22 protein-coding genes are annotated in these 21,149 nt (G+C 59.8%); 8 read left to right on the top strand and 14 right to left on the bottom strand.

Annotation, left to right across the window (positions count from 1 at the left end; genetic code table 11):
- Positions 1-111: 111 nt before the first annotated feature.
- Positions 112-927 (bottom strand): methyltransferase domain-containing protein, encoded by an 816-nt coding sequence (locus NBG89_RS08360; RefSeq protein WP_431322635.1) that lies wholly within the window; start codon positions 925-927, stop codon positions 112-114.
- Between the two features lie 124 nt (positions 928-1,051).
- Between NBG89_RS08360 and NBG89_RS08355 the strand changes: the two genes are divergently transcribed.
- On the top strand, positions 1,052-1,774 hold the full coding sequence (locus tag NBG89_RS08355) for a DUF2270 domain-containing protein (RefSeq protein WP_431322424.1): 723 nt from the start codon (positions 1,052-1,054) through the stop codon (positions 1,772-1,774).
- Positions 1,775-1,792: 18 nt separating this feature from the next.
- Here the strand turns inward: NBG89_RS08355 and NBG89_RS08350 are convergent, their stop codons facing one another.
- From NBG89_RS08350 to NBG89_RS08335, 4 genes are all read right to left on the bottom strand, one after another.
- Positions 1,793-2,059, bottom strand: a complete 267-nt coding sequence (locus NBG89_RS08350; RefSeq protein WP_431322423.1) for an usg protein — start codon at positions 2,057-2,059, stop codon at positions 1,793-1,795.
- Positions 2,060-2,217: 158 nt separating this feature from the next.
- On the bottom strand, positions 2,218-3,048 hold the full coding sequence (locus NBG89_RS08345; RefSeq protein ID WP_431322422.1) for an ABC transporter permease: 831 nt from the start codon (positions 3,046-3,048) through the stop codon (positions 2,218-2,220).
- A complete protein-coding gene (locus NBG89_RS08340) occupies positions 3,045-3,848 on the bottom strand; it encodes an ABC transporter permease (RefSeq protein WP_088694315.1) in 804 nt (267 codons plus the stop codon). Before NBG89_RS08340 ends, NBG89_RS08345 begins: the two co-directional genes overlap by 4 nt.
- A 113-nt stretch (positions 3,849-3,961) precedes the next feature.
- Positions 3,962-4,738 (bottom strand): ABC transporter substrate-binding protein, encoded by a 777-nt coding sequence (locus NBG89_RS08335; RefSeq protein WP_431322421.1) that lies wholly within the window; start codon positions 4,736-4,738, stop codon positions 3,962-3,964.
- A 322-nt stretch (positions 4,739-5,060) separates the two neighbouring features.
- On the opposite strand from NBG89_RS08335, the gene NBG89_RS08330 reads away from it, so the two are divergent.
- On the top strand, positions 5,061-7,400 hold the full coding sequence (locus NBG89_RS08330; RefSeq protein WP_431322420.1) for an OmpA family protein: 2,340 nt from the start codon (positions 5,061-5,063) through the stop codon (positions 7,398-7,400).
- Positions 7,401-7,467: 67 nt separating this feature from the next.
- On the opposite strand, the gene NBG89_RS08325 is transcribed toward NBG89_RS08330, so the two are convergent.
- Genes NBG89_RS08325 through NBG89_RS08310 form a run of 4 tightly spaced genes read right to left on the bottom strand, consistent with a single transcriptional unit; the run spans position 7,468 to position 10,342 of the window.
- Entirely contained in the window at positions 7,468-8,256 is a 789-nt protein-coding gene (locus NBG89_RS08325; RefSeq protein WP_431322419.1) for an N-acetyltransferase family protein, read from the bottom strand.
- A gap of 22 nt (positions 8,257-8,278) precedes the next feature.
- Positions 8,279-8,794 carry a molybdopterin-guanine dinucleotide biosynthesis protein B gene (mobB, locus tag NBG89_RS08320; protein ID WP_088694312.1) on the bottom strand — a complete coding sequence of 172 codons (516 nt, stop codon included), beginning with the start codon at positions 8,792-8,794 and terminating at the stop codon, positions 8,279-8,281.
- The gene (gene mobA / locus NBG89_RS08315; protein ID WP_431322418.1) at positions 8,794-9,426 is read right to left on the bottom strand and encodes a molybdenum cofactor guanylyltransferase MobA; all 633 of its coding nucleotides are present in this window, start codon (positions 9,424-9,426) and stop codon (positions 8,794-8,796) included. Before mobA ends, mobB begins: the two co-directional genes overlap by 1 nt.
- Positions 9,427-9,433: 7 nt before the next feature.
- Positions 9,434-10,342 carry a DMT family transporter gene (locus NBG89_RS08310; protein ID WP_431322417.1) on the bottom strand — a complete coding sequence of 303 codons (909 nt, stop codon included), beginning with the start codon at positions 10,340-10,342 and terminating at the stop codon, positions 9,434-9,436.
- A gap of 204 nt (positions 10,343-10,546) precedes the next feature.
- Here NBG89_RS08310 and NBG89_RS08305 point away from each other — a divergent pair, with 204 nt between their 5' ends.
- Positions 10,547-11,317, top strand: a complete 771-nt coding sequence (locus tag NBG89_RS08305) for an SDR family oxidoreductase (RefSeq protein WP_431322416.1) — start codon at positions 10,547-10,549, stop codon at positions 11,315-11,317.
- 21 nt (positions 11,318-11,338) lie between these two features.
- Here NBG89_RS08305 and moaA read toward each other — a convergent pair whose 3' ends face one another.
- Entirely contained in the window at positions 11,339-12,385 is a 1,047-nt protein-coding gene (gene moaA, locus NBG89_RS08300; protein ID WP_431322415.1) for a GTP 3',8-cyclase MoaA, read from the bottom strand.
- 134 nt (positions 12,386-12,519) lie between these two features.
- Here moaA and NBG89_RS08295 point away from each other — a divergent pair, with 134 nt between their 5' ends.
- Positions 12,520-12,894, top strand: a complete 375-nt coding sequence (locus NBG89_RS08295) for a gamma-butyrobetaine hydroxylase-like domain-containing protein (RefSeq protein ID WP_431322414.1) — start codon at positions 12,520-12,522, stop codon at positions 12,892-12,894.
- Positions 12,895-12,919: 25 nt separating this feature from the next.
- Positions 12,920-14,110 carry a low temperature requirement protein A gene (locus NBG89_RS08290; protein ID WP_431322413.1) on the top strand — a complete coding sequence of 397 codons (1,191 nt, stop codon included), beginning with the start codon at positions 12,920-12,922 and terminating at the stop codon, positions 14,108-14,110.
- 2 nt (positions 14,111-14,112) lie between these two features.
- On the opposite strand, the gene NBG89_RS08285 is transcribed toward NBG89_RS08290, so the two are convergent.
- Positions 14,113-14,580 (bottom strand): MarR family winged helix-turn-helix transcriptional regulator, encoded by a 468-nt coding sequence (locus NBG89_RS08285; protein WP_088694305.1) that lies wholly within the window; start codon positions 14,578-14,580, stop codon positions 14,113-14,115.
- A 45-nt stretch (positions 14,581-14,625) separates the two neighbouring features.
- Between NBG89_RS08285 and NBG89_RS08280 the strand changes: the two genes are divergently transcribed.
- Together NBG89_RS08280 and NBG89_RS08275 are read left to right on the top strand one after the other, a co-directional pair.
- Positions 14,626-15,579 carry an alpha/beta hydrolase gene (locus NBG89_RS08280; protein ID WP_431322412.1) on the top strand — a complete coding sequence of 318 codons (954 nt, stop codon included), beginning with the start codon at positions 14,626-14,628 and terminating at the stop codon, positions 15,577-15,579.
- A gap of 50 nt (positions 15,580-15,629) precedes the next feature.
- Entirely contained in the window at positions 15,630-16,241 is a 612-nt protein-coding gene (locus NBG89_RS08275; protein ID WP_431322411.1) for a pyridoxamine 5'-phosphate oxidase family protein, read from the top strand.
- A gap of 54 nt (positions 16,242-16,295) precedes the next feature.
- On the opposite strand, the gene NBG89_RS08270 is transcribed toward NBG89_RS08275, so the two are convergent.
- Complete coding sequence (locus NBG89_RS08270) at positions 16,296-17,366, bottom strand: GGDEF domain-containing protein (RefSeq protein ID WP_431322410.1); 1,071 nt, start codon at positions 17,364-17,366, stop codon at positions 16,296-16,298.
- Positions 17,367-17,715: 349 nt separating this feature from the next.
- Here NBG89_RS08270 and NBG89_RS08265 point away from each other — a divergent pair, with 349 nt between their 5' ends.
- Positions 17,716-17,931: a hypothetical protein gene (locus tag NBG89_RS08265; protein ID WP_431322409.1), complete on the top strand. Its 216-nt coding sequence runs from the start codon at positions 17,716-17,718 to the stop codon at positions 17,929-17,931.
- A 6-nt stretch (positions 17,932-17,937) separates the two neighbouring features.
- On the opposite strand, the gene NBG89_RS08260 is transcribed toward NBG89_RS08265, so the two are convergent.
- Both NBG89_RS08260 and fumC read right to left on the bottom strand, forming a co-directional pair.
- Positions 17,938-19,545 carry a fumarate hydratase gene (locus NBG89_RS08260; RefSeq protein WP_431322408.1) on the bottom strand — a complete coding sequence of 536 codons (1,608 nt, stop codon included), beginning with the start codon at positions 19,543-19,545 and terminating at the stop codon, positions 17,938-17,940.
- Positions 19,546-19,702: 157 nt separating this feature from the next.
- Positions 19,703-21,094, bottom strand: coding sequence for a class II fumarate hydratase (gene fumC, locus NBG89_RS08255; RefSeq protein ID WP_431322407.1), 1,392 nt, complete (start codon positions 21,092-21,094; stop codon positions 19,703-19,705).
- Positions 21,095-21,149 lie beyond the last annotated feature (55 nt).

Genomic DNA, 21,149 nt, shown 5'->3' with positions numbered 1-21,149 from the left:
TTCACGTTGTTTTAAACTTGCGCGATTGGCTAAGTATCAGTTCCTTGAGCTGTGATCAATGAAAAGTTTCGTGGTTGGCTAACTATTGGTAGGCGTATTTCGCTGCAGGCGTCAACCGAGGCGGGCGATTACAAGATGGCCAGGGCTTGGAAGCCCTTCCTGCATACGAACGTTGATCTCCGTCATTTCGACGAGCTCGAATCCCGTCGCGGCGAGCCTTTCGCGAATGTAAGTCGCCGAATGCAGAAAGCGCTGATGGGGACCGACCATGTAGGGTTGGGCGTTCGCAGACGCCTCGGGCAGTTCCTCCGAGGAAAAGATGAAGAGGCCGCCGGGGTTCAGGTTTTCCGCAGCGCCAAAGAACAGCGGTTCCAGCGCGCCGAGGTAGGGCAGGACGTCCGTTGCCGTGATGAGGTCGAAGGGATCCTCGTCATTGTCATCGAGGAAGTCTTCGACTTCCGCGACGAAGAGCGTTTCGTAGAGATCCTTCTCGTGGGCGATCTCGACCATGTTTTCGGAGATATCGATACCGGTCATGTCCTCGCAGAGATCGCCGAGCGCGCTGCCGGTGAGGCCGGTGCCGCAGCCGAGGTCGAGCATGCGCTTGAAGGGGCCAAGCTTCAGCTCCTGCAGGCGTTGGCGCACCATCATCGGTACGTGGTAGCCGAGTTGTTCCACCAGAACGTCCTCGAAGACCTCGGCATGCTGGTCGAACAGGGTCTCGACATAGGCATCCGGCGCCTTGGTTGGCGTCTCGCCACGGCCCATGGAGGCGATTCTGACGGCTGCGCCCCCATGATCTTCGGGATCGATGGCAAGAACCTCCTCATAGGCCTTCACGGCTGCGTCGACATCACCTGCCTTTTCAAGGGCAAGAGCCCGCTCGTAGGCTTCCGCGAGTGCGTCTTCGTCGATCTTCTTGGCCATAGCATTCACCATCGTTTCAATTCCAGAGCTGCGTCTAAGGCCACTGAATGTCTTTTGCAATGGCGACGTTCGAGGCGCAAAATAAGCATCCTCTAATGGATAAGAACAAAATGGAGGAAATGCCATGGTCGTCGAAATCAGCAAGGCAAATTTCGAGAGGGAGTTGGACAGTCCGCGGCCGGCGCTCCCGGCAAGTCCCGGGGAGATCACGAATACGCTCAGCCATTATTATCGGGGCGAGCTCGGCCGGATGATAAGCTGGCGCGATCGCATCGACCGAACATCGAACTGGGCGATCACGGTCTCGGCGGCACTGCTTTCCGTTTCTCTGTCGACGCCGACCTCCCACCATGGCGTGCTGCTTTTCGGGATGATGCTGATCACCCTGTTGTTGCTCATTGAAGCCCGCCGCTATCGCTTCTTCGATATCTATCGCGCCCGTGTGAGGAAGCTTGAGCGGGGTTACTTCGCGCAAATTCTTGCGCCGAACGGCGAGTCCAGGCCCGATTGGGCCGGCGCCATCGCCAAGAGCTTGCGCAAGCCGCAATTTCTCTTGAGTTATCCCGGCGCCGTGAAGCGTCGACTGCGGCGAAATTATTGTTGGATGTATCTCATCCTGCTTCTCGCATGGTGCCTGAAGATCACGACACCCAAGCTCCAGACCGAAGGAAATCCACTGACGCAGGCACATTCATGGAGCTATGTCGTCGACAACGCGGCGCTTGGCCCAATCCCGGGTTGGGCCGTGCTCTGCATCGTGAGCTTGGCTTATGTCGGCATTCTGTACGGCACACTGCATCGCGAGATGGACGAAGACGAATTCGTCCAGGGGGAGGCTCATGTCTGACCGGCGCTCGCTGCGCGGTCAGTTGATGATGAACTCGCCTCTCAGCGCGCGCCATTCGGTGGCGGAGATGAGTTTGCGGTGCATGTAACGCACCGAATGCAGCGGCCCGTCGAGCTTCTCCTGCCAGAACTTCAGGAAGCCGCGCATCTCGGGAAAATCCGGAGCAAGGTCGTAGTCCTGCCAGATATAGGTCTGAAGGATCGTTTGATGATCCGGCATGCGGTAGATGATCTGGGCCGTCGTAAGGCCGTAGCCCTGAAGCTGCCTTTCCATGTCCTTGTGCATCGTCGTCTCGCTTCTGGTTCCAATGACCGCTTATTGGTGGTCCGTGAAATGGAACCACTACATGCTTAACCGAAGCTTGATGAATTGCTAGTGTTTCATGGATTTTCTTTGTAATTTCAGATCGTTAGCAGCTATCGTCAGTGAGTGCTGCCAAATCTTCAACGCTTTAGGTGGCGCGTCAGCCGCCGCTCAATCCAGGCCCAGAGATGGCGTAGCGCTTCAACCATGCTGAGGTAGAAGATCGCTGCCCACAGGTAGGTCTGGTAGTCGAAGGTGCGCGAGAAGGCGTAGCGCGTTTCGCCCATCAGGTCGAGAACGGTGATGATCGCGACGACGGCCGAGCCCTTGATAAGCAGGATGATTTCGTTGCCGTACGGCCGCAGGGCGACGATCAGGGCCTGCGGCAGAATGATCTTGCGGAAGGCGACGATCTTGTGAATGCCGAGCGAGGCCGCCGCCTCATGCTGGCCGCGCGGAACGCTCTGGATGGCGCCACGCAGGATTTCGGCCTGATAGGCGGCCGTATTGATGGTCATCGCAAACAGACCGCAATACCAGGCATCGCGGAAGAACCACCAAAGTCCGACGGCTTCCAACTGCGGCCGGAAGCCACCGAGGCCGTAGTAGATGAGGAAGAGCTGGGCCAGCAGCGGCGTGCCGCGGAACACGTAGACGTAGCAATAGGCGATGCCGTTGATGACCTTGTTCTTCGACATGCGGGCAAAGGCCAGCGGCAAGGAGAGGATGGCGCCAAAGAAAACCGAGATCACCACGAGCATGATCGTCGTGTACAGGCCATGCAGATAGCGGGGACCGTAGCGTGTGAATTTTTCCGGATCCCAACCGCTGACCACCATTGCAATCAGCGCGGCGGCAAGAAGGCTCCAGAGAGCGACGACGACGTAACCGGTGATGCGCGCAACGGTGATCGGCTTGTGCGCCTGCTTCGGCGCCGGCTGCGCCGGAATGAGCGTTTGGGCGTGGCTCATCGGCTGATCTCCGACCGCTTGGCCCACCGCTCGATATAGCTGAGACCGAAGGACGAAATGATGGCAAGGCCGAGATAAAGAGCGCAGGCGACGGTATAGAACAGGAACGCCTGTTTGGTGACCTTAACGGCGACGCCGGTCTGCCGCAGAATGTCGGCGAGGCCGATAATCGAAACGTAGGACGTATCCTTGAGCAGGATCATCCAGAGGTTTACCAGGCCGGGAAGGGCGATGCGCACGAGTTGCGGCAGCACGATAAGCAGCAGGGTGCGGCCGCGATGAAAGCCTAGCGCGTCTCCTGCCTCATACTGGCCCTTCGGAATGGCGCGGAAAGCCGACAGCAGAACTTCGGAGCAATAGGCGGAGAATACGACCGAAAGGGCGATCATGCCGGCGAAGAAGGCGTTGATTTCAATACGGCTGTCGTAGCCGAGGGAGGCAAGAACCGACTGGATCAGAATCTGCATGCCGTAATAGATGATAAACAGCGTCAGCAGTTCCGGAAGGCCACGAAAGATCGTGGTGTAAATGCCGGCGGCCAGGCGGACCGATTTCTCTTCCGATTGCTGGCCGAGTGCCACGAGAAAGCCGATGATCAGTCCGATCGGCAGGGTAAGGAGCGCGACTGCAACGGTGACCTTCAGGCCGGCGGCAATCTCATCGCCCCAGCCGGTGTCGCCACAGGCCAGGATCGTCGAAGAGCCGAACCAGGTGAAGAGTCCTGCAGGTCCGCAAAGCGGATCGAAGATATACCCAATCCAGGCCCAGAATGAGCCCAGTGCGGAAAATAATCCGCCCATGCCAGTTTTCCCCTCGCGGTTTGTACCGCTTTGATCTTTCCATTCTTTTCAAACAAAAATGGCGGAAGAGCAAGCCTTCCGCCATCACCTTTCTGGGCGACCTACAGCTTTTCTTATTCGCCGTAAACGTCGAAGTCGAAGTACTTGTCCTGGATCTTCTTGTATTCACCGCTGGTGCGGATCGCGGCGATCGCTTTGTTCAGCTTTTCGCGCAGCGCGTCGTCGCCCTTGCGGACGGCAATGCCTGCACCAACGCCGTTGATTTCCTTGTCGACCGGGAGCGGCGTCAGGATCTTGCAGCATGCGCCGGCATCCGACTTGACCCACTGCGACAGAACGACGATGTCGTCGATGACGGCGTCAACGCGGCCATTCGCGATGTCGAGCTTGTACTCGTCTGCCGTCGGGTAGAGCTTCAGCTCTGTGTCGGGCAGGTGCTTTTCAGCGTAGTTCGAGTGGGTGGTGGACGTCTGCGCGCCGATCGTCTTGCCCTTCAGGCCGGCAACGTCGGTGACGGTCGAATCCTTCGGCACGGCGATTGCCGGTGGGGTGTTGTAGTACTTGTTGGTGAAGTCGACGAGCTTCGAGCGCTCCGGCGTGATCGACATGGACGAGATGATCATGTCGAACTTCTTGGCTTGCAGCGCGGGAATGATGCCGTCCCAGTCACTGCTGACGATGGTGCAGTCGGCCTTCATCTCAGCGCAGAGCGCGCGGGCGACGTCCATGTCGAAGCCGAGGAACTGGCCGCTGGCATCAACGTATTCGAAGGGCGGATAGGTCGAGTCTGTGCCGATGACATACTTCTCGCCATCAGCCATGGCGGCGCCTGCGAAAAGAGACATCGCGGCGACGGAAGCAGCGGCAAGAATACGGGTGGAGATACGCATGTTAGTCCTCTCTGTTGGTGCTGCCGCTCGTATTCTTCTTTTGGGCGGCGGCGGAGCAGGGCGGTGCTGGGCACTGCCTTGGCGCGATACTCAACCCTTTTTCAGCGGAATTGCAACTGGAATCGCAGGGGTGCGGCGAGCGGTCAACTATGGCGAAGATGAACAATGCCGCACTGCCACATTCATACCGGGTTAATAGTCCAGTTCCTAAGACTCGTGGAACAAATGCAGTCCTCGCGCGGTTTTCGCCGTGGGTGAGTGCCCCAAAATCGGACGTGGCCGCGACCGCGTCTCAAGAATATAAAGTCAACGAGGAGCCCCTATGGGAATGAAATCCAGATTGTTTGCCAGTGCCGCCTTTCCGCTGTTGTCGCTGTCGCTCATAATGCCTCCCGCACATTCCTTCGCCGCAGTGGCCAGCGTTGATCAGGTTCGCACAGCGCCGCAAGCGGTCGCGGGCAGTTTCGAGGTTGCGCAGGATGCACCCTCCGATGAAGAGCTTCTGAAGAAGCGGCATAAACAGCACGATGGTGGCGGCGAGCCACAGGCGCCGGCAGGCCAGGAACAGCCACCCCAGCAGGAAGCGCCCGCCGAAAAGCCGCGTGGCCAGCGCCAACCCGCTGCCGAACAGCCCCAAGAGCAGCAAGCGCCAGTGGAGAAGCCACGGAAGCAGCGTGAGCCTGCGCCCGAGGCCCAGCCCGAACAACAGCAGCAAGCGCCGGTAGAGAAGCCACGAAAGCAGCGTGAGCCCGCGCCGGAGACCCAGCCTGAGCAACAGCAGGCACCCGCAGAAAAACCGCGCCATCAGCGCGAACCCACCGCCGAGCAGCAACTTCAGCAGTTGCAGCAAGAAGCGCAGCCCGAGCAACCGCGCAAGAAGAGGCAGCCCGCTGCACAGCAGGCAGAGCCTGCTGCGCCGCAGGAGCAGGTAGCACCGGGACAGGAACAGCAACCGGCGCAGAGCCCCGAAAAGCCGCGGCGCAATAAGAAGCAGCAGCCGCAGCAGCAAGAGGCTGCACCGCAGCCGCAGATCGAGCAGGTGGCCCCACAGCAAGAACAGGCAAAACCGCAGGGTGAAGAACTGCAGCCGCCGGCCAAAAGTAAGCAGCCGGCGACCGAAGGGGCCGAACAACCGGTGAAACCGCGCAAGAAGCCGACTGCCGAAACGCAGCCGCAGAAGCCGGCCACAGAACAAGCAACTCCGCAGGAATCACCCGTGGCACCGAAGGTTCCCAAGCCAGCGGAAGCGCCAACGGCTGAGAAGCCGCCGGTTCCCGCACAGCAGCCTGCGACTGAAGCCAAACCTGGCGGAGAGCAACCGGCCCAACAGCAGGGTAATCAGGCCCCTGCGCCGCAGGAGGGTCAGCAGCAGCCTGTCCAACAACAAGGCGAACAGGTTCCGGCTCAGCCCAATGCCGCACCGGGCGGCCAGCCGGCAACTGGTCAGGCCGAGCAGCCCATCCCGGCTCCGGAAAAAGTCACGCCGCAGGAGCTCCAGCGCCGCAAGGCAATTGCTGCCGATCCGAGCAAGAGCACGGAAACCGTCGTTCTGCCTGTTGAAAACGGCGCCGCTGTTCTCGACAGCGACAAGGACGCTGACCGCTTCGGCGGCATCCAATCCCGTCGTGACCGCGACAGGCTGCGCGGTCAGGAGCAGAACTTCCGCGTGCCGAAGTCCGATGCCGATGCCCAGATCGCAACCGGGGGAGCCAAGGCTGCTCCAATCAAGATCGAAGCCGTTACCAGCGAAGAGGGCAGGCGTCTCGACAGGCGCCCGCAATTCGAGCAGCCGCAAGGCGCGCTCTTCGGCCAGCGCAGCGACGACAATCGCGTGATCATCCAGATCAACAACCAGACGATCGTTCGCGGCGACGACGACCGGCGCTTCCTGCGTGATGGTGAACGGCCGATCTACGAACAGCTGCCGCGCGACCGCTATCGCGAGACGATCGACCGCGATGGCTATCAGATCGTGACGATCCGGAACCGCTACGGCGACGTTATCCAGCGGTCGCGTATCGATGACCGTGGCCGCGAAGATGTCCTCTATTATTCGCCCGACCTCTATGAGGATCCGGACCGTGGCGGCTACTTCGAAGATCCGGGCCGCGACCTGCCGCCGATGCGTCTGGCCATTCCGCTTGATGACTACATCATCGACACCAGCAGCGACGAGGATCGCGACTATTACGAGTTCCTCAGTGAGCCACCTGTCGAACCGGTGGAACGCGTCTACTCGCTGGACGAGGTGAGGTATTCGGCACGTATTCGCGACAAGGTTCGTCGTATCGATCTGGATACGATCACCTTCGCAACAGGTAGCGCGGAGATTCCCATGAGCCAAGCGCGGACACTCCGTAAGGTGGCCGATGCTATGAACGAGTTGCTGCGGAAGAGTCCGGCGGAAACCTTCCTGATTGAAGGTCACACCGACGCCGTCGGCTCGGATCAGAGTAACCTCGTTTTGTCGGACCAGCGTGCGGAGTCTGTGGCCAACGTGCTGACGGATGTCTACGGCGTTCCACCGGAAAACCTGACGACTCAGGGCTACGGCGAGCGTTACCTCAAGGTCAACACGCAGGGGCCGAACCAGGAAAACCGTCGCGTTACCATCCGCCGCGTGACGGCGCTGGTGCGCCCGGTCGCCTCCGCAAGGCGATAGTCGGAACCGGTCGAAAGCCGCCGGGAGACGGCGGCTTTCTGCGTTTTTTTGGGCAGTGGCCGACGCACTAAGTCGTAAAACGAGCGTCGACGATTGGGGTTGCAAGGCCGCAAAGGATCGCTGGATCAAGCCGCAGACCGCAGGCCTCAATCATCCGGCGTGAGACTGTATTGTCAGCGTGCACGAACTCGACCACCTCGTCCGCGCCCAGCGTTTCGAAGGCCTCTCTGACAGCCAGGGCGTTGATAAGGCGACCAAGCCCATTTCCACGCTGTTGCGCCGCGACTGCGATCAGGCCGACCCAGGCGGTGCCTCGATGCTTGCTGTCGCCATTGAAAGGCATGTTGGCATGGGCCGTTGCGACGACGTCGCCATGGTCATCAACGAGGGCAATTGTGACCGCCGGGACAATCTTGCCGACGAGCATAGCGCCGGAAAACGGGGCGATGCCGTTCTCAGCCATGCAGGCTTGAATGCGTTGGATAGCCGCGTCTTCCGGGTCGGGCGGCAGGTCGAGGCGTGTCAAGCCAGCGGGAATATTGTCTTTCAGAATTGAGATGCATGCTGCCATCGCCGTGTTGCCGTCGGCCTTGCAGACGTTCCATACGTCGACCCGGTAGGACCGTCCGAGTTTTTCGCGGATGTCTTCGATACGCGTTGCCGGCATCATTCGAAAGCCGAAGACGCCGTCCTTGGCGAGGCGCTCGTCAACAAAAGCCCAGTCGATGAGGTCGAAATTGTCGGTTGAGAAGAATCGGCCGGCCTGCACGAGGCCGGGCGTTGCCGCGATCATGGTTTGTGCTTCGTCGGATTGACGCTGCAAGCGCTGCTGTCTTTCGGAGCCGTAGTAGGTCATTGCTCCCTCGCAACAAGCTTTTCTATTTTGCAGGCAGTTGCACTATTCCTGAAATGAAGTCTGCGATCGCCTGGGTATCATCAAGATTGAACACCGGTAGAAAACCTTCGGCAACCGGGTGATCGGCCGCGATGGCCACAATGAAGGGATCGGTCGGTGCGAGAGGTTCGCGGTTGGTGGATTCGAGCCGCCTGGCTTCAATCTTGGGGATCGGCTCGCGCTTATAGCCCTCAATCAAGACGAGGTCACAGGGCGCAATGCGGCCAAGGATTTCATCGAACGTCGGCTCAGGGGCGCCGCGCAACTCGTGCATGATGGCGTAGCGCGTCCCGGAAACGATGGTGACTTCGTGAGCTCCAGCCTGCCGGTGGCGGTAGCTATCGGCACCAACCTTGTCGATGTCGAAATCATGATGGGCGTGCTTGATCGTGGAAATGCTGTAACCACGGCTGGTGAATTCCTCGACGAGCCGGACGGCCAGGCCAGTCTTGCCGGAGTTCTTCCAACCCGCGATGCCAAAGACCTTCGGTTTGTCCATCATCCCAGTACCTTGAGCCAGCGTTCCGCCTCTGCGAGGTCGTCGGGCGTGTTGACGTTGAAAAACGGATCGAGGAGGCTCGCCCGGGTCGGGCGTAGGGGAAAGGCAACTTCCGTAACGTTATGCCGTAAGAGGAAGTCCCGAACGCGGCGTTTTTCGTCGGTAGCGATCCAGGATGCCAGCTCATCGGCAAGAGCGACGGGCCATAAGCCGAACACCGGATGGCTGCGGCCCTCCGCGGATGCAATAGCGATCTTATCGTGCGCATCGATCGCGGCAGCAAGCCAATCGACGAGATCGCCGGGAAAGAATGGACTGTCGACAGAAACCGTGACCACGTGCGTTACCCCCCGGAGCGTCGCGCCGTAGGCCATCGCGGCATGAATGCCGGCCATCGGTCCCGCTTTGCCGGGAATTATATCAGGAATGAAGAAATGCCGGCAATTCTCCGGTGTCGCGTCGGCGTTGACGGCGAGGGTATTCACCTGCGGCTCAAGCTGTTCGACGACGCGCTCCAGCAAGGTGCGGTTGCTGAGGCGTACGGAGGCTTTGTCGCGGCCCATGCGCGAGGAACGCCCGCCGGCGAGCACGACACCCGGTATATTAGATCTATCGAGCACAAAATCGTTCATTGTTGCCTCAGACGGGTGTTCTCGGCTCGGACTCCTGGGCGACCGGCGGCACGTGGCGCTTGGCCTCACGATAGAACGTGTAGAGGCCGGACGCTATGACCACTGCGGCACCTGCAAGTGTCCAGAGATCGGGAAACTCTGCAAAGAAGACGAAGCCCAGCAATGTCGAGAAAATCAGGCTGGTGTAGCGGAAGGGCGCCACGAAGGAGATTTCACCGGTTCGCATTGCCATGATGACGGACTGATAGCCGATCAGGACAAGAATGGCGGCGAGCAAAAGGTGGGAAAGCGAGCTCAGGCTGACCGGCTCCCACCCGCCGAGTAGCGGCGTCAGCAACGCACCAACGATCGTCACGGAGACGGCTGTGACGACGGTAATCATGAGCGATGGGATCTCAGGGCCAATGCCACGGGTGGCGAGGTCGCGACCGGCCGTGGTGAGGACGCTACCAACGCAGAGGAGGGCTGCGGCCGTGAAACCCTCTGGTCCCGGTCGAATGATAATCAGAACGCCGATCAGGCCGACAAGAATGGCTGACCAGCGACGCCAGCCGACGGGCTCGCGAAAGAACAGCGCCGCACCGAAAGTGACGACGAGCGGCAACGACTGCAGGATGGCCGACGCGTTCGCGATCGGCATCATGCCAAGGGCGGTAATGTAAGTCACCGCTGCCAATATCTCGCAAATGACTCGGACGATAATCATCGGCTTCAATACGAGCCGCCACGGACGCAGCGCGTCCATGTGGCGCGCGATCACGTAGACGAAGATGCTCGTGAACAGGCCACGCAGACACATGATCTGGCCGGCATTCATGTAGGCGATGACTGATTTGGAAAGTGCGTCGCTGCAAGAAAATCCGGCCATGGCCGAACTCATGTAGATGGCGCCCTGGGTATTGCGGGACCGCGGCATGTCGATATTCCGATTCTCGTACACGTCCTTGTAGAGGGCGCCTCGCGGCCTGGGTATCGAGCGAAAGACACAGTCGAGATAATTCGATTGCGCAGTGCACAATAACGCAGGCGGTGCGTGCGCAGACGCGAGCAGGAAACGGGTGGCTGCTCGGGCGGATGTCTGAGATTTGGAATGCCGCAAACAACAAGTGGAGGTTCCGACATGAGATATCTGGATGGCAAGGTTGCGATTATAACCGGTGCGAGCTCAGGCATCGGCCGGGCGGCGGCCAAACTCTTTGCAGCCGAAGGCGCGCGACTGGTCGTTGCGGCGCGACGCGAGGCCGAACTCGGTATGCTGGTCGAAGAAATCGCGGATGCCGGTGGCGAGGCGTTTGCTGTTGCCGGCGACGTGCGTGAGGAGGCTTTGAACCGACGGCTGGTCGAGGTGGCTGTCGAGCGTTTCGGTGGTCTTGATGTCGCCTTCAACAATGCCGGCAGCACCGGCGAGTCAGCGCCGGTGGTTGATCTATCCTTGGCAGGCTGGAACGAAATGCTGGCGGTCAATCTGACCAGTGCGTTTCTGGCGGCGAAATACCAGGTGCCGGCGATGATTGCTCGCGGCGGCGGATCGATCGTCTACACCTCGACTTTCGTCGGCCATTCGGCGGGAATGCCGGGGATGGGTGCCTATGCCGCGAGCAAGGCGGGGCTGACAGGCCTGGTACAGGTGCTTGCAGCCGAACTCGGTCCGAAAAACATCCGCGTCAACGCGTTGCTGCCTGGAGGCACCGATACCGCGATGAACCCGGCAAACTCCGAGAATCCGGATATGCAGTTGGTCGCGTTCATCCATGGCCTGCATGCGCTGAAACGACTGGCGCAGCCGGAGGAGATTGCCAAAGCGGCTCTGTTCCTGGGATCGGATCTGGCAAGTTTTGTGACCGGCACGTCCATGCTGGCCGATGGCGGAGTCTCGATCAACCGGACCTGATCTGCTTGAATTCAGTGGGCGTCACCCACCGGTGACGCTCATGTGGCGGGCAACCGCGGGGCGGTTGTGAGTACGGTCGATGATGAAATCGTGGCCTTTCGGCTTGCGTGAGATCGCCTCGTCGATCGCAGCATAGAGCAGCCCGTCGTCATCAGTGGCGCGGACAGCGGCGCGGAGATCAGCGGCGTCGTTCTGGCCGAGGCACATGTAGAGCGTGCCCGTGCAGGTCAGCCGCACGCGGTTGCAGCTCTCGCAGAAGTTATGCGTCATCGGGGTGATGAAGCCGAGCCGGCCGCCAGTTTCCTTGACCTCGACATAGCGAGCCGGACCGCCGGTGCGGTAGCCGATATCCGACAAGGTGAACTGCTGCTCGAGATCGGCACGGAGCTTTGACAGCGGCAGGTAGCGGTCGGTCCGGTCTTCCTCGATCTCCCCCATCGGCATGGTTTCGATGACGGTCAGATCCATGCCACGGCCGTGCGCGAAGCGGATCATCTGAGGCATTTCGATATCGTTGAAGTCCTTCAGCGCCACGGCATTCAGCTTGACCTTGAGGCCAGCCTTCTGGGCCGCCTCGATGCCGTCCATCACCTTGTGAAAATCGCCCCAGCGGGTGATCTGGCGGAATTTGTCTGGATCAAGCGTGTCGAGCGAGACGTTGATGCGGCGCACGCCGCAATCATAGAGTTCGTCGGCAAAGCGGGAGAGTTGCGAGCCGTTGGTCGTCAGCGTCAACTCGTCGAGACCGGAGCCGATCTGCTTGCCGAGTTCTCGCACCAGATACATGATGTTCTTGCGCACCAGCGGCTCGCCGCCAGTGAGCCGCAGCTTGCGGACGCCCTTGGCGATGAAGGCGGAACAGAGGCGGTGCAGTTCCTCGAGCGTCAAGAGCTCCTGCTTCGGCAGGAAGGTCATGTGCTCGGCCATGCAGTAGGTGCAGCGGAAATCACAGCGGTCGGTCACGGAGACGCGCAGATAAGTCACGGCCCGCTTGAACGGGTCGATCATCTGTTTCGCCTCTGCAACGAGGGGCGATGCGTTGCCTGTCGTTCCGACGTTGCTGTTCACGAATACCTCCGCAATGCTACTAATGTGCGTATATGCCATTGTCGCGTCAAGGGAAACGCGTTCTGGGCACGACAAATTGAGCTTGCCTCGCCAAGCATCATTGCCTACTCGTGATTTTGAAGGGGAATGGGATCATGAGCGATATCTGGCCGACTGAACTCAGAGTTTCGAAAGATCGGCAGCACCTCGTCGTCACGTTCAACGACGAGCAGAGTTACGATCTTTCCGCCGAAATGCTGCGCGTGCTTTCGCCATCGGCGGAAGTGCAGGGGCACGGGCCGGGGCAGAAGGTGACGGTGCCTGGCAAGCGCAATGTCGCGATCATCTCGCTGACGCCGACCGGCAACTATGCGGTGCGCATCGGCTTCGACGACATGCACGATACGGGTATCTACACCTGGAACTATTTGCGCGAACTCGGCGAACGCGGCGAAGAACTCTTCGCCGCATACGAGGAAGAGCTGCGCGAAAAGGGCATGAGTCGCGACACCTCCGAGAAGCCGCGGTAAAAAACAACACTCACGGGGTGAATGCGTGACGGGAACGAAGAAACGAAACTGGCTGCGCGTGAAGGGTAGTCCGGGCGGGAGCAGGGTCACTTTTCTCGAACTGTTTTTCGATCTCGTCTTCGTCTTCTCGATTTCGCAGCTTTCGCATGCCTTGGCGGCGCATTATACGCCCCTCGGGGCGCTTGAGGCTGGACTGATGACCTTCGCCGTCTGGTGGGTGTGGATCTTCACGGCGTGGGTTACCAACTGGCTCGATCCCGACAAGATGCCCGTTCGCGGCATGCTCGTCGTGTTGATGTTGCTGGGCCTCGTTCTTTCCGCGTCCATTCCGGAAGCCTTTGGTGACAAAGGTCTTTTATTTGCCGGCGCCTATGTGCTGATGCAGGTCGGGCGGTCGCTCTTCACGACCTATGCCGTCAAGCAGGCGAGTGCTTCCAACTACCGCAATTTTCTTCGCATCAGCACCTGGCTGACCGTTTCCGGCATATTCTGGATTGCCGGTGGTCTTCTCGAGCACGAGGCGCGGCTGATTGCCTGGCTGATCGCGCTTGCGATCGAGTACGCGGGGCCGGCGAGTGGCTTTGCCGTACCCGGGCTTGGTAAGTCCACTGCTGCCGACTGGGATGTGTCCGGCGCGCATATGGCCGAGCGTTGCGCGCTCTTCGTTATCATCTGCCTCGGTGAAGCGATTCTTGTTTCCGGCCGCACGTTCTCCGAGTTGCCGTTTTCGGTGCTGACGGCGGTGGTATTCGCCACGGGTTTCGTAGGGACCGTCGCCATGTGGTGGCTCTATTTCCGCTTCGGCCACGAGCGGGCTGCGCATCGGATCGAGCACGATGAAACGCCGGGAAGCCTCGCACGACAGGCCTTCACCTATGCCCATATCCCGATTTTGGCGGGGATCATCGTTCACGCCGTTGGGGTTGAGTTCATGTTTTCGCACCCGCATGAAACCGGCGACCTCGGCGTGATTGCCTCGGTGCTCGGCGGCTCGGGACTGTTTCTGGCGGGCAATCTCTGGTTCAAGGGGGCGACCAGCGGGCGTTTGCCGCTCTCGCATCTGGCCGGCCTCGCGCTCCTGATTCTGCTCGCTTTCATTGCGCCATTTATCGAGCTCTACCTTGCCGGCGTTCTCGCGACGGCAGTGCTGATTATCGTGGCCGCTTGGGAATACAAGTCCCTCGCGGGCCAGGCGGTCGGTCACACAGTTCACTGATGTCAATCTTCGTCGACCAGATCCCGTTGCAGCACGCGGATAATCCGCTCCATCGAGTCCGCCATCGCCATGCATTGCTCGATCGGTTCGGGGGAAAGCACGCGCTCGATGAGGTCGGTCTGAATGATCATGGCTTTTTCGGTGACTTCGCGCCCTTCCTGGGTCAGGAAGAGGCGTAGCACGCGCTTGTCTTTTGCGTCACCGCGTCGTTCGATCAGGCCGCGCTTCTCCATCTGCGGCAGCAGCATGCTCATGTTCGAGCGCCCGACCAGCAGTTTGCGGGCGAGCTCCTGCTGGGAAATGCCTTCGAAGCGATAGAGGTTGATCAGAATATCGAGATGCGGGGTCTTGATATCGAGTTCAGATAGCGAGCGACCGAGCGACTGCTGCATGAGCTGGCACGCGCGGGCGACGTTGATCCAGCTGCGGAAACGCGGATGATCCCAAGGCAGGGATTGATTTTTGTTCATCGTTGTACTTTATTGTTCAGTGTTGAACATTATTGGATTCCCACTATGGCAAACTTTACGCTGAAGGTCACCCGCCTCGGATTTTCCTTGTTACAGTCGGTTTCGCCGCGCATCGCCGGGAAAATGGCGTTCCGTCTGTTCTGCATCACACCCTCCTCAAAGCCCAAGGGCGAGAAGGCGAAGGGCGCGCATGCAGCCGGCATAGCAAAGCTGGCCGGCGCGGAGCGGTTCAGGCTTCGTCTTGCCGGCGGCGGGCGGGCGCATGCCTATCGGCTGAATGGTGGCACCTTGGGGCGCCGCCCCCGCTATCTCGTGACGCATGGCTGGGGATCAAGCAGCGCCTATATGGCCAACCTTGCGACGACTCTGGCGGCAACGGGCGCGGAGGTGATTGCAGTCGATTTTCCCGGCCATGGCCGCGCGGCGGGGCGGGCGCTCCATATGGGCATGGCGGTGAAGGCGATAGCGGCGGCCGAAGTTCGGTTCGGCGCGTTCGACGCCGCAATCGGCCACTCTTTCGGCGGTGCCGCACTGGTCGTGGCGGCGGCAGGCCTGCTGCCGGGCGTGCCTGCCGTGCTCCCGCAAAAGCTGGTGCTGATCGGCTCGCCGAGCGAAATGCACTGGCTGTTCAAGGATTTCGGCAAGCTGATCGGGCTTGGGTGGCCTGCGCAGCAAGTCTTGGAGAACGAGGTGCGCCGTGTCACCGGCCGGCGAGTGGAGGAGTTCGACGCGAGCAGGACCGCCGGCACGATCCAGCGCCCGGTGTTGATCGTGCATGCCGAAGACGACAAGGAGGTAAGCGCCGACCATGCCCGACGGTACGCGGCGGCTGGCGATGAAGTCCGGATTCACTGGGCCAACGGATTTGGGCACCGCCGAATTGTCGCGGCGCGGCCGGTTCTGGATACGATCGCGGGCTTTCTCGGCGAGGTCTGTTCCGACAAAGATGCTGAGATCATTCCGCTTTTTCATCTTCCGGCGCGGCGCGTGTCATTGTAACGTCACGCTAGGCAGTTAAAGGCCGCCGCGACAAACCCGGCAGGACGATCATGAAAATCATTGAAACGGTGGAAGAACTCGCGGAGATCTATGCCGGCGGGCTAACGCAGGCGTCAGTAGCCAAGGTGACGGACTATCTGACACCGCTCTACCGCGAGATGATCGAGGCCTCGCCTTTCGTGGCACTGGCAACGGTGGGTCCCGAAGGGCTCGACTGCTCGCCGCGCGGCGATATTGGTGGCGTCGTGCGTATCATCGATGACAGAACGCTGCACCTGCCGGACTGGCGCGGAAATAACCGCGTCGACTCGCTCTCCAACATCGTGCGCGATCCGCGTTTGGCGCTGATGTTTCTCATTCCCGGTTCGAACACGACCATGCGCATCAATGGGCGCGGCGTCGTGACCAACGATGAGGCGGTCCTTTCCAGCTTCGTGATGGACGGAAAGCATCCGCGGACAGTGATCGTTATCACGATCGACGAGGTCTATTTCCAGTGCGCCCGTGCGCTGATCCGTTCCGAGCTCTGGAATCCAGCAACGTTCATCGATCCGAAGAGCTTGCCGACCCCCGGGCTGATGCTGAAGGCGGCGACTGGGGATTTCGATTACGAGACCTATGATCGCGAATGGCCGGAGCGTGCGGCCAAGACGATGTGGTGAAATAGCAACCAGAAGGTTCAAGCCCAGGGCAGTTGGCAAACTGTCCTTGCGGGCTTAACCCTTGTAGATCAGCCAGCTCTTCGTGAAGTCTTTCTGCATGCCGTCTTCGAAGAGGACGCTGCAGTTGCGGCCGGAATTTTTGGCGCCGTAAAGCGCCACGTCTGCCTTGTGGTAGAGCTCGCCGGCGTCGTCCGCGTAGGAAGCCATGCAGACGCCGACCGATACGGTGACAGGCCCGTAATTGATCCTCGTGCGCGAATTCGTGAAAGGCGTCGTTTCAAGCGTGCGGCGAATCCGTTCCGCCGTTCCCATCACTTCCTCGGCGGTGTTGCCTTCGACGATCAGGGCGAACTCCTCGCCGCCGGTGCGGGCGACGAAAACGTCGCGGCGGACGTTGGCGCGGATGACAGAAGCGACAGTCGCAAGAATCTTGTCACCGACCGGATGGCCATAGGTGTCGTTGATCTTCTTGAAATTATCGATGTCGGCGAGCACCAATGCGGTGACCGGACGCATGGCAGGATTGTTGAAAACCGCCGCGAGGCGGTCGTCGAAGGCCCGGCGGTTTGACAGGCGTGTCAACGAGTCGGTGTTGGCGATGCGCTTGTACTCGTCGAGCTCCTTGCGGACCTGGTCCATCTCCTGCGAGCGCTGGACGACGTTCTCGACCGTGCGTTCGCCGTGCGCCATGGTGTCGCCGGTGGCCTCGGTGAGCAAAGTGAGGGCGTTTTCGATGAGTTCCACGCTCGTATGGTTCTTCGAGCTGATCCGCTTGTAGGTTTCCCCAAGTAGCTTGTTGTAGCTTTCCAGGGAGGTTTGCTCCTGGCGCAGGACGCGCAACAGCGTCTCGAGCTCGGCAGCGATACGACCGTGCGCGTCGTCGAAGACGCGGGCAGGGCTGTGCGCAAAATACTGTGCGCCGAGCCTATCGAGTTCTTCCTGCGTTGCCTGACTGCCGAGCGCCGCAAGATCTCGTGTCAGCGCCGGGTTGGAGCCGATATAGGCTTCATAGAAGAGTTCGTAGTTCCGAGGAATCGGCGCGACGCCCATCGAGCGCATGGCGAACGTGATCTGACCTGCCACGTCGGGAACCTGCGCCCTCGTTGGCGCTGCGGTCGTCGTCATGCGACTACTCCTCAATTGAATGTCAAATGCAGACTTTAATTTGTTAGCCTACAAATATTGGGAAATGATTAAGGGGGGATATACCAATGATTACATGTGAGATTTACGCGAGATTCTCCAATACTTGCTTATCGCTTTGATTTTTATCTGTGAATTTGCCGCAGTGTAACGATTGTTGCGCGTTATGCGTGAGTGACGCAAAACAGAAAATCCAACTTGTCGTTTTCTCTTTGCTTTATCGTCTTCAGATTGTTGACGCTCGGTGTCGATTGGTCGCTCTGTTCTGTCTCACAGAGAAGGCGCACCTTCCCGTCAAAGGAGCCGCCGGCTCTTATCGAAGGCCAAGCGCATGGATAAGTCTCGTCATACTTCGCCCATCGTCCTCATTGCCCTATTTGTCGCGGCGTCTGTCGCGCTGATTCAGCAGGAGGGCTTCTTTGATGGGGTTTTCCGCAGCGACATTTTCGCCAGCGTGAAGACTGAAGAGGCGCTTAGCCTTGCAGACTCCGAGAGCCGGACGGAGGGCGCCGCGGTCGACCATCGGGCGACCGCGGCTATCCGTTGAGGTCGATCAGCCGAGGTTGAATTCCTGGAAGAAGTCGTTGCCCTTGTCATCGGTGACGATGAAAGCGGGGAAATCTTCGACTTCGATCTTCCACACGGCTTCCATGCCGAGTTCCGGATATTCCAGCACCTCGACCTTCTTGATACAGTCCTGCGCCAGTCGGGCTGCAGGTCCGCCGATCGAGCCGAGGTAGAAGCCGCCGTGTGTCTTGCATGCCTCGCGCACGGCGCGGGACCGGTTGCCCTTGGCCAGCATCACCATCGATCCGCCGAAAGACTGGAACTGGTCGACATAAGAATCCATGCGACCAGCTGTTGTCGGGCCGAAGGCGCCGGAGGCGTAGCCCGCCGGAGTCTTCGCGGGACCGGCATAGTAGACAGGATGGTTTTTCATGTAGTCGGGCATGCCTTCCCCCTTCTCCAGGCGCTCGCGGATCTTGGCGTGGGCGAGGTCACGGGCGACGATGATCGTTCCGGTCAGTGACAGCCGCGTCTTGACCGGATGCTTGCTGAGTTCGGCCAGAATACCGGACATCGGTTGGTTGAGATCGATGCGGACCATCGAGTCCGATAGTTTCGACTCGTCGATTTCAGGCATGTACTTCGAGGGATCCGTCTCGAGCTGCTCGACGAAGATGCCGTCGCGGGTGATCTTGCCCTTCGCCTGGCGATCGGCAGAACAGGAAACTCCGAGGCCGATCGGCAGCGAGGCGCCGTGGCGTGGCAGGCGGATGACGCGGACGTCATGACAGAAATACTTGCCGCCGAACTGAGCGCCGACTCCCATTTGCTGCGTCAGCTTGTGGATTTCCTTTTCCATCTCGATATCGCGGAAGGCATGGCCGCTATCGGAGCCTTCGGTCGGCAGACCGTCGAGATAGCGTGTCGAGGCGAGCTTGACGGTCTTCAGGTTCATCTCAGCCGACGTGCCGCCGATGACGATTGCCAAATGGTAGGGAGGGCAGGCCGCCGTACCCAACGTTAGGATCTTCTCCTTGAGGAAGTCGATCATGCGATCATGCGTCAAAAGCGACGGGGTGCCCTGATAGAGGAAGGTCTTGTTGGCGGAGCCGCCACCCTTGGCAACGAATAGGAAGTCGTAGGAGTCGGTGCCTTCCTCATAGATATCGATCTGCGCCGGCAGATTGTTCTTGGTGTTCTTCTCTTCGAACATCTTGACGGGGGCCAGCTGCGAATAGCGCAGGTTCTTCTTCTCATAGGCGTCCATCACCCCCTTGGCGAGAGCCGAGTAGTCCTCGCCTTCGGTCCACACGCGGCGGCCCTTCTTGGCCATGATGATCGCAGTGCCTGTATCCTGGCACATCGGGAGCACGCCGCCGGCAGCGATGTTGGCGTTTTTCAGCAGATCGTATGCTACGAAGCGGTCGTTGTCGGTCGCTTCGGGATCCTCGAGGATCGAAGCGAGCTGCTTCAGATGGCCGGGCCGGAGGAGATGGTTGATGTCGGCAAATGCCGTTTCGGCGAGCAGGCGGATGCCTTCGGGCTCGACGGTCAGGATGTCTTGTCCCTTGAAGCTGTCGACAGAGACGTAGTCGCTGCTGATCTTGCGGTATGGGGTGGTGTCTTTGCTGAGGGGGAAAAGATCGTCAGCCATCGAAGGACCTTTCATGCGGACCGAAATCGCAGATGGTCTATTCGGGCGTCTTCGCAATTGCAATAATTCTAAAACTTGTCTGTTTTTGTCATGAAAACCTATGAAAACGCCGCCGCGAGTGCGGCGGCTCTCATATTTCAACCGAGTTCGACGCGGGTTATCTAGGGCCGATCATCGCCTCGGGGCGAACGATCGTATCGTACTCCTCAACGGTGACGAGACCACTCGCCAACGCCTCTTCCTTAAGGGTCGTGCCGTTCTTGTGTGCCGTCTTGGCGATCTTGGCGGCATTGTCGTAGCCGATTTTCGGCGCGAGCGCGGTGACCAGCATTAGCGAGCGCTCGAGGCCGGCCCTGATGTTGTCTTCGCGTGCCTCGATGCCGACGACGCAATTGTCGGTGAAGGAGATGGCTGCGTCACCGAGCAACTGCACCGACTGGAGGAAGTTGTAGGCCATCATCGGATTGTAGACGTTCAGCTCGAAGTGGCCCTGGCTGTCGGCGAAGGTCAGGGCAGTGTTGTTGCCGAAGATGTGAATGCAGACTTGCGTCAAGGCCTCGCACTGCGTCGGGTTGACCTTGCCCGGCATGATCGAGGAGCCGGGCTCGTTCTCGGGGAGGGCGAGTTCGCCAAGGCCGGAACGAGGGCCCGAGCCCAGCAGGCGAATATCATTGGCGATCTTGAAGAGGGCAGCGGCGGCGGCGTTGATGGCGCCGTGGCTGAATACCATCGAGTCATGCGCGGCGAGCGCCTCGAACTTGTTCGGGGCAGTGACGAACGGGAGGCCGGTGATGCCGGCGATCTCTTCGGCAACCATTTCGGCAAAGCCGACCGGCGCGTTGAGGCCGGTTCCGACGGCGGTTCCGCCTTGTGCAAGTTCGCAAAGACCGGGAAGCGTCATCTCGATGCGCTTGATGGCGGAACCGACCTGCGCTGCGTAGCCCGAAAACTCCTGACCGAGCGTCAGCGGCGTTGCATCCTGAGTGTGCGTGCGGCCGATCTTGATGATGTGGTTGAACTCGGTGACCTTCATGTCAAGGGCGGCATGCAGATGCTTCAAGCTCGGAAGCAAGTGGCGAACGATCTCTTCGGCGCAGGCGATGTGCATCGCCGTCGGATAGGTGTCATTCGACGACTGGCTCATGTTGACGTGATCGTTTGGATGTACCGGATTCTTCGATCCCATCGCGCCACCCAGCATTTCTATTGCGCGGTTGGAGATCACCTCATTGGCATTCATGTTTGACTGCGTGCCCGAGCCGGTCTGCCAGACGACGAGAGGGAAGTGATCGTTGAGTTTGCCGTCGATGACTTCCTGTGCTGCATCCACAATGGGGTTGCCGATCGCCGGATCGAGCTGGCCAAGCGCCATATTCGCGCGCGCTGCCGCCTGCTTGACGATGCCGAGCGCGCGAACGATCGAAAGCGGCTGTTTTTCCCCGCCGATCTTGAAGTTGCCAAGGGAGCGCTGTGCCTGGGCACCCCAATACCTGTCACTCTGAACTTCGATCGGGCCGAACGTATCTGTTTCGGTGCGGGTGGAGGTCATGGCCATGCCTTTCTATCGCGGTGCGTCTCAGAGATGCGGTCTTATAGGTCCGAAA

The organism is Rhizobium sp. YTU87027 (assembly GCF_050644135.1).
GTDB lineage: Bacteria > Pseudomonadota > Alphaproteobacteria > Rhizobiales > Rhizobiaceae > Rhizobium.
Note: the sequence above shows the minus strand (reverse complement) of the source record. Positions and strands in the feature narration are given on the sequence as shown.

What these genes read in the sequence shown, in the direction of transcription:
- NBG89_RS08360 (WP_431322635.1), bottom strand. Translation starts at nt 927, where the DNA reads ATGGCCAAGAAGATCGACGAAGACGCACTCGCGGAAGCCTACGAGCGG.
- NBG89_RS08355 (WP_431322424.1), top strand. Translation starts at nt 1,052, where the DNA reads ATGGTCGTCGAAATCAGCAAGGCAAATTTCGAGAGGGAGTTGGACAGT.
- NBG89_RS08350 (WP_431322423.1), bottom strand. Translation starts at nt 2,059, where the DNA reads ATGCACAAGGACATGGAAAGGCAGCTTCAGGGCTACGGCCTTACGACG.
- NBG89_RS08345 (WP_431322422.1), bottom strand. Translation starts at nt 3,048, where the DNA reads ATGAGCCACGCCCAAACGCTCATTCCGGCGCAGCCGGCGCCGAAGCAG.
- NBG89_RS08340 (WP_088694315.1), bottom strand. Translation starts at nt 3,848, where the DNA reads ATGGGCGGATTATTTTCCGCACTGGGCTCATTCTGGGCCTGGATTGGG.
- NBG89_RS08335 (WP_431322421.1), bottom strand. Translation starts at nt 4,738, where the DNA reads ATGCGTATCTCCACCCGTATTCTTGCCGCTGCTTCCGTCGCCGCGATG.
- NBG89_RS08330 (WP_431322420.1), top strand. Translation starts at nt 5,061, where the DNA reads ATGGGAATGAAATCCAGATTGTTTGCCAGTGCCGCCTTTCCGCTGTTG.
- NBG89_RS08325 (WP_431322419.1), bottom strand. Translation starts at nt 8,256, where the DNA reads ATGACCTACTACGGCTCCGAAAGACAGCAGCGCTTGCAGCGTCAATCC.
- mobB (WP_088694312.1), bottom strand. Translation starts at nt 8,794, where the DNA reads ATGGACAAACCGAAGGTCTTTGGCATCGCGGGTTGGAAGAACTCCGGC.
- mobA (WP_431322418.1), bottom strand. Translation starts at nt 9,426, where the DNA reads ATGAACGATTTTGTGCTCGATAGATCTAATATACCGGGTGTCGTGCTC.
- NBG89_RS08310 (WP_431322417.1), bottom strand. Translation starts at nt 10,342, where the DNA reads ATGCCGCGGTCCCGCAATACCCAGGGCGCCATCTACATGAGTTCGGCC.
- NBG89_RS08305 (WP_431322416.1), top strand. Translation starts at nt 10,547, where the DNA reads ATGAGATATCTGGATGGCAAGGTTGCGATTATAACCGGTGCGAGCTCA.
- NBG89_RS08295 (WP_431322414.1), top strand. Translation starts at nt 12,520, where the DNA reads ATGAGCGATATCTGGCCGACTGAACTCAGAGTTTCGAAAGATCGGCAG.
- NBG89_RS08285 (WP_088694305.1), bottom strand. Translation starts at nt 14,580, where the DNA reads ATGAACAAAAATCAATCCCTGCCTTGGGATCATCCGCGTTTCCGCAGC.
- NBG89_RS08280 (WP_431322412.1), top strand. Translation starts at nt 14,626, where the DNA reads ATGGCAAACTTTACGCTGAAGGTCACCCGCCTCGGATTTTCCTTGTTA.
- NBG89_RS08275 (WP_431322411.1), top strand. Translation starts at nt 15,630, where the DNA reads ATGAAAATCATTGAAACGGTGGAAGAACTCGCGGAGATCTATGCCGGC.
- NBG89_RS08270 (WP_431322410.1), bottom strand. Translation starts at nt 17,366, where the DNA reads ATGACGACGACCGCAGCGCCAACGAGGGCGCAGGTTCCCGACGTGGCA.
- NBG89_RS08265 (WP_431322409.1), top strand. Translation starts at nt 17,716, where the DNA reads ATGGATAAGTCTCGTCATACTTCGCCCATCGTCCTCATTGCCCTATTT.
- NBG89_RS08260 (WP_431322408.1), bottom strand. Translation starts at nt 19,545, where the DNA reads ATGGCTGACGATCTTTTCCCCCTCAGCAAAGACACCACCCCATACCGC.
- fumC (WP_431322407.1), bottom strand. Translation starts at nt 21,094, where the DNA reads ATGACCTCCACCCGCACCGAAACAGATACGTTCGGCCCGATCGAAGTT.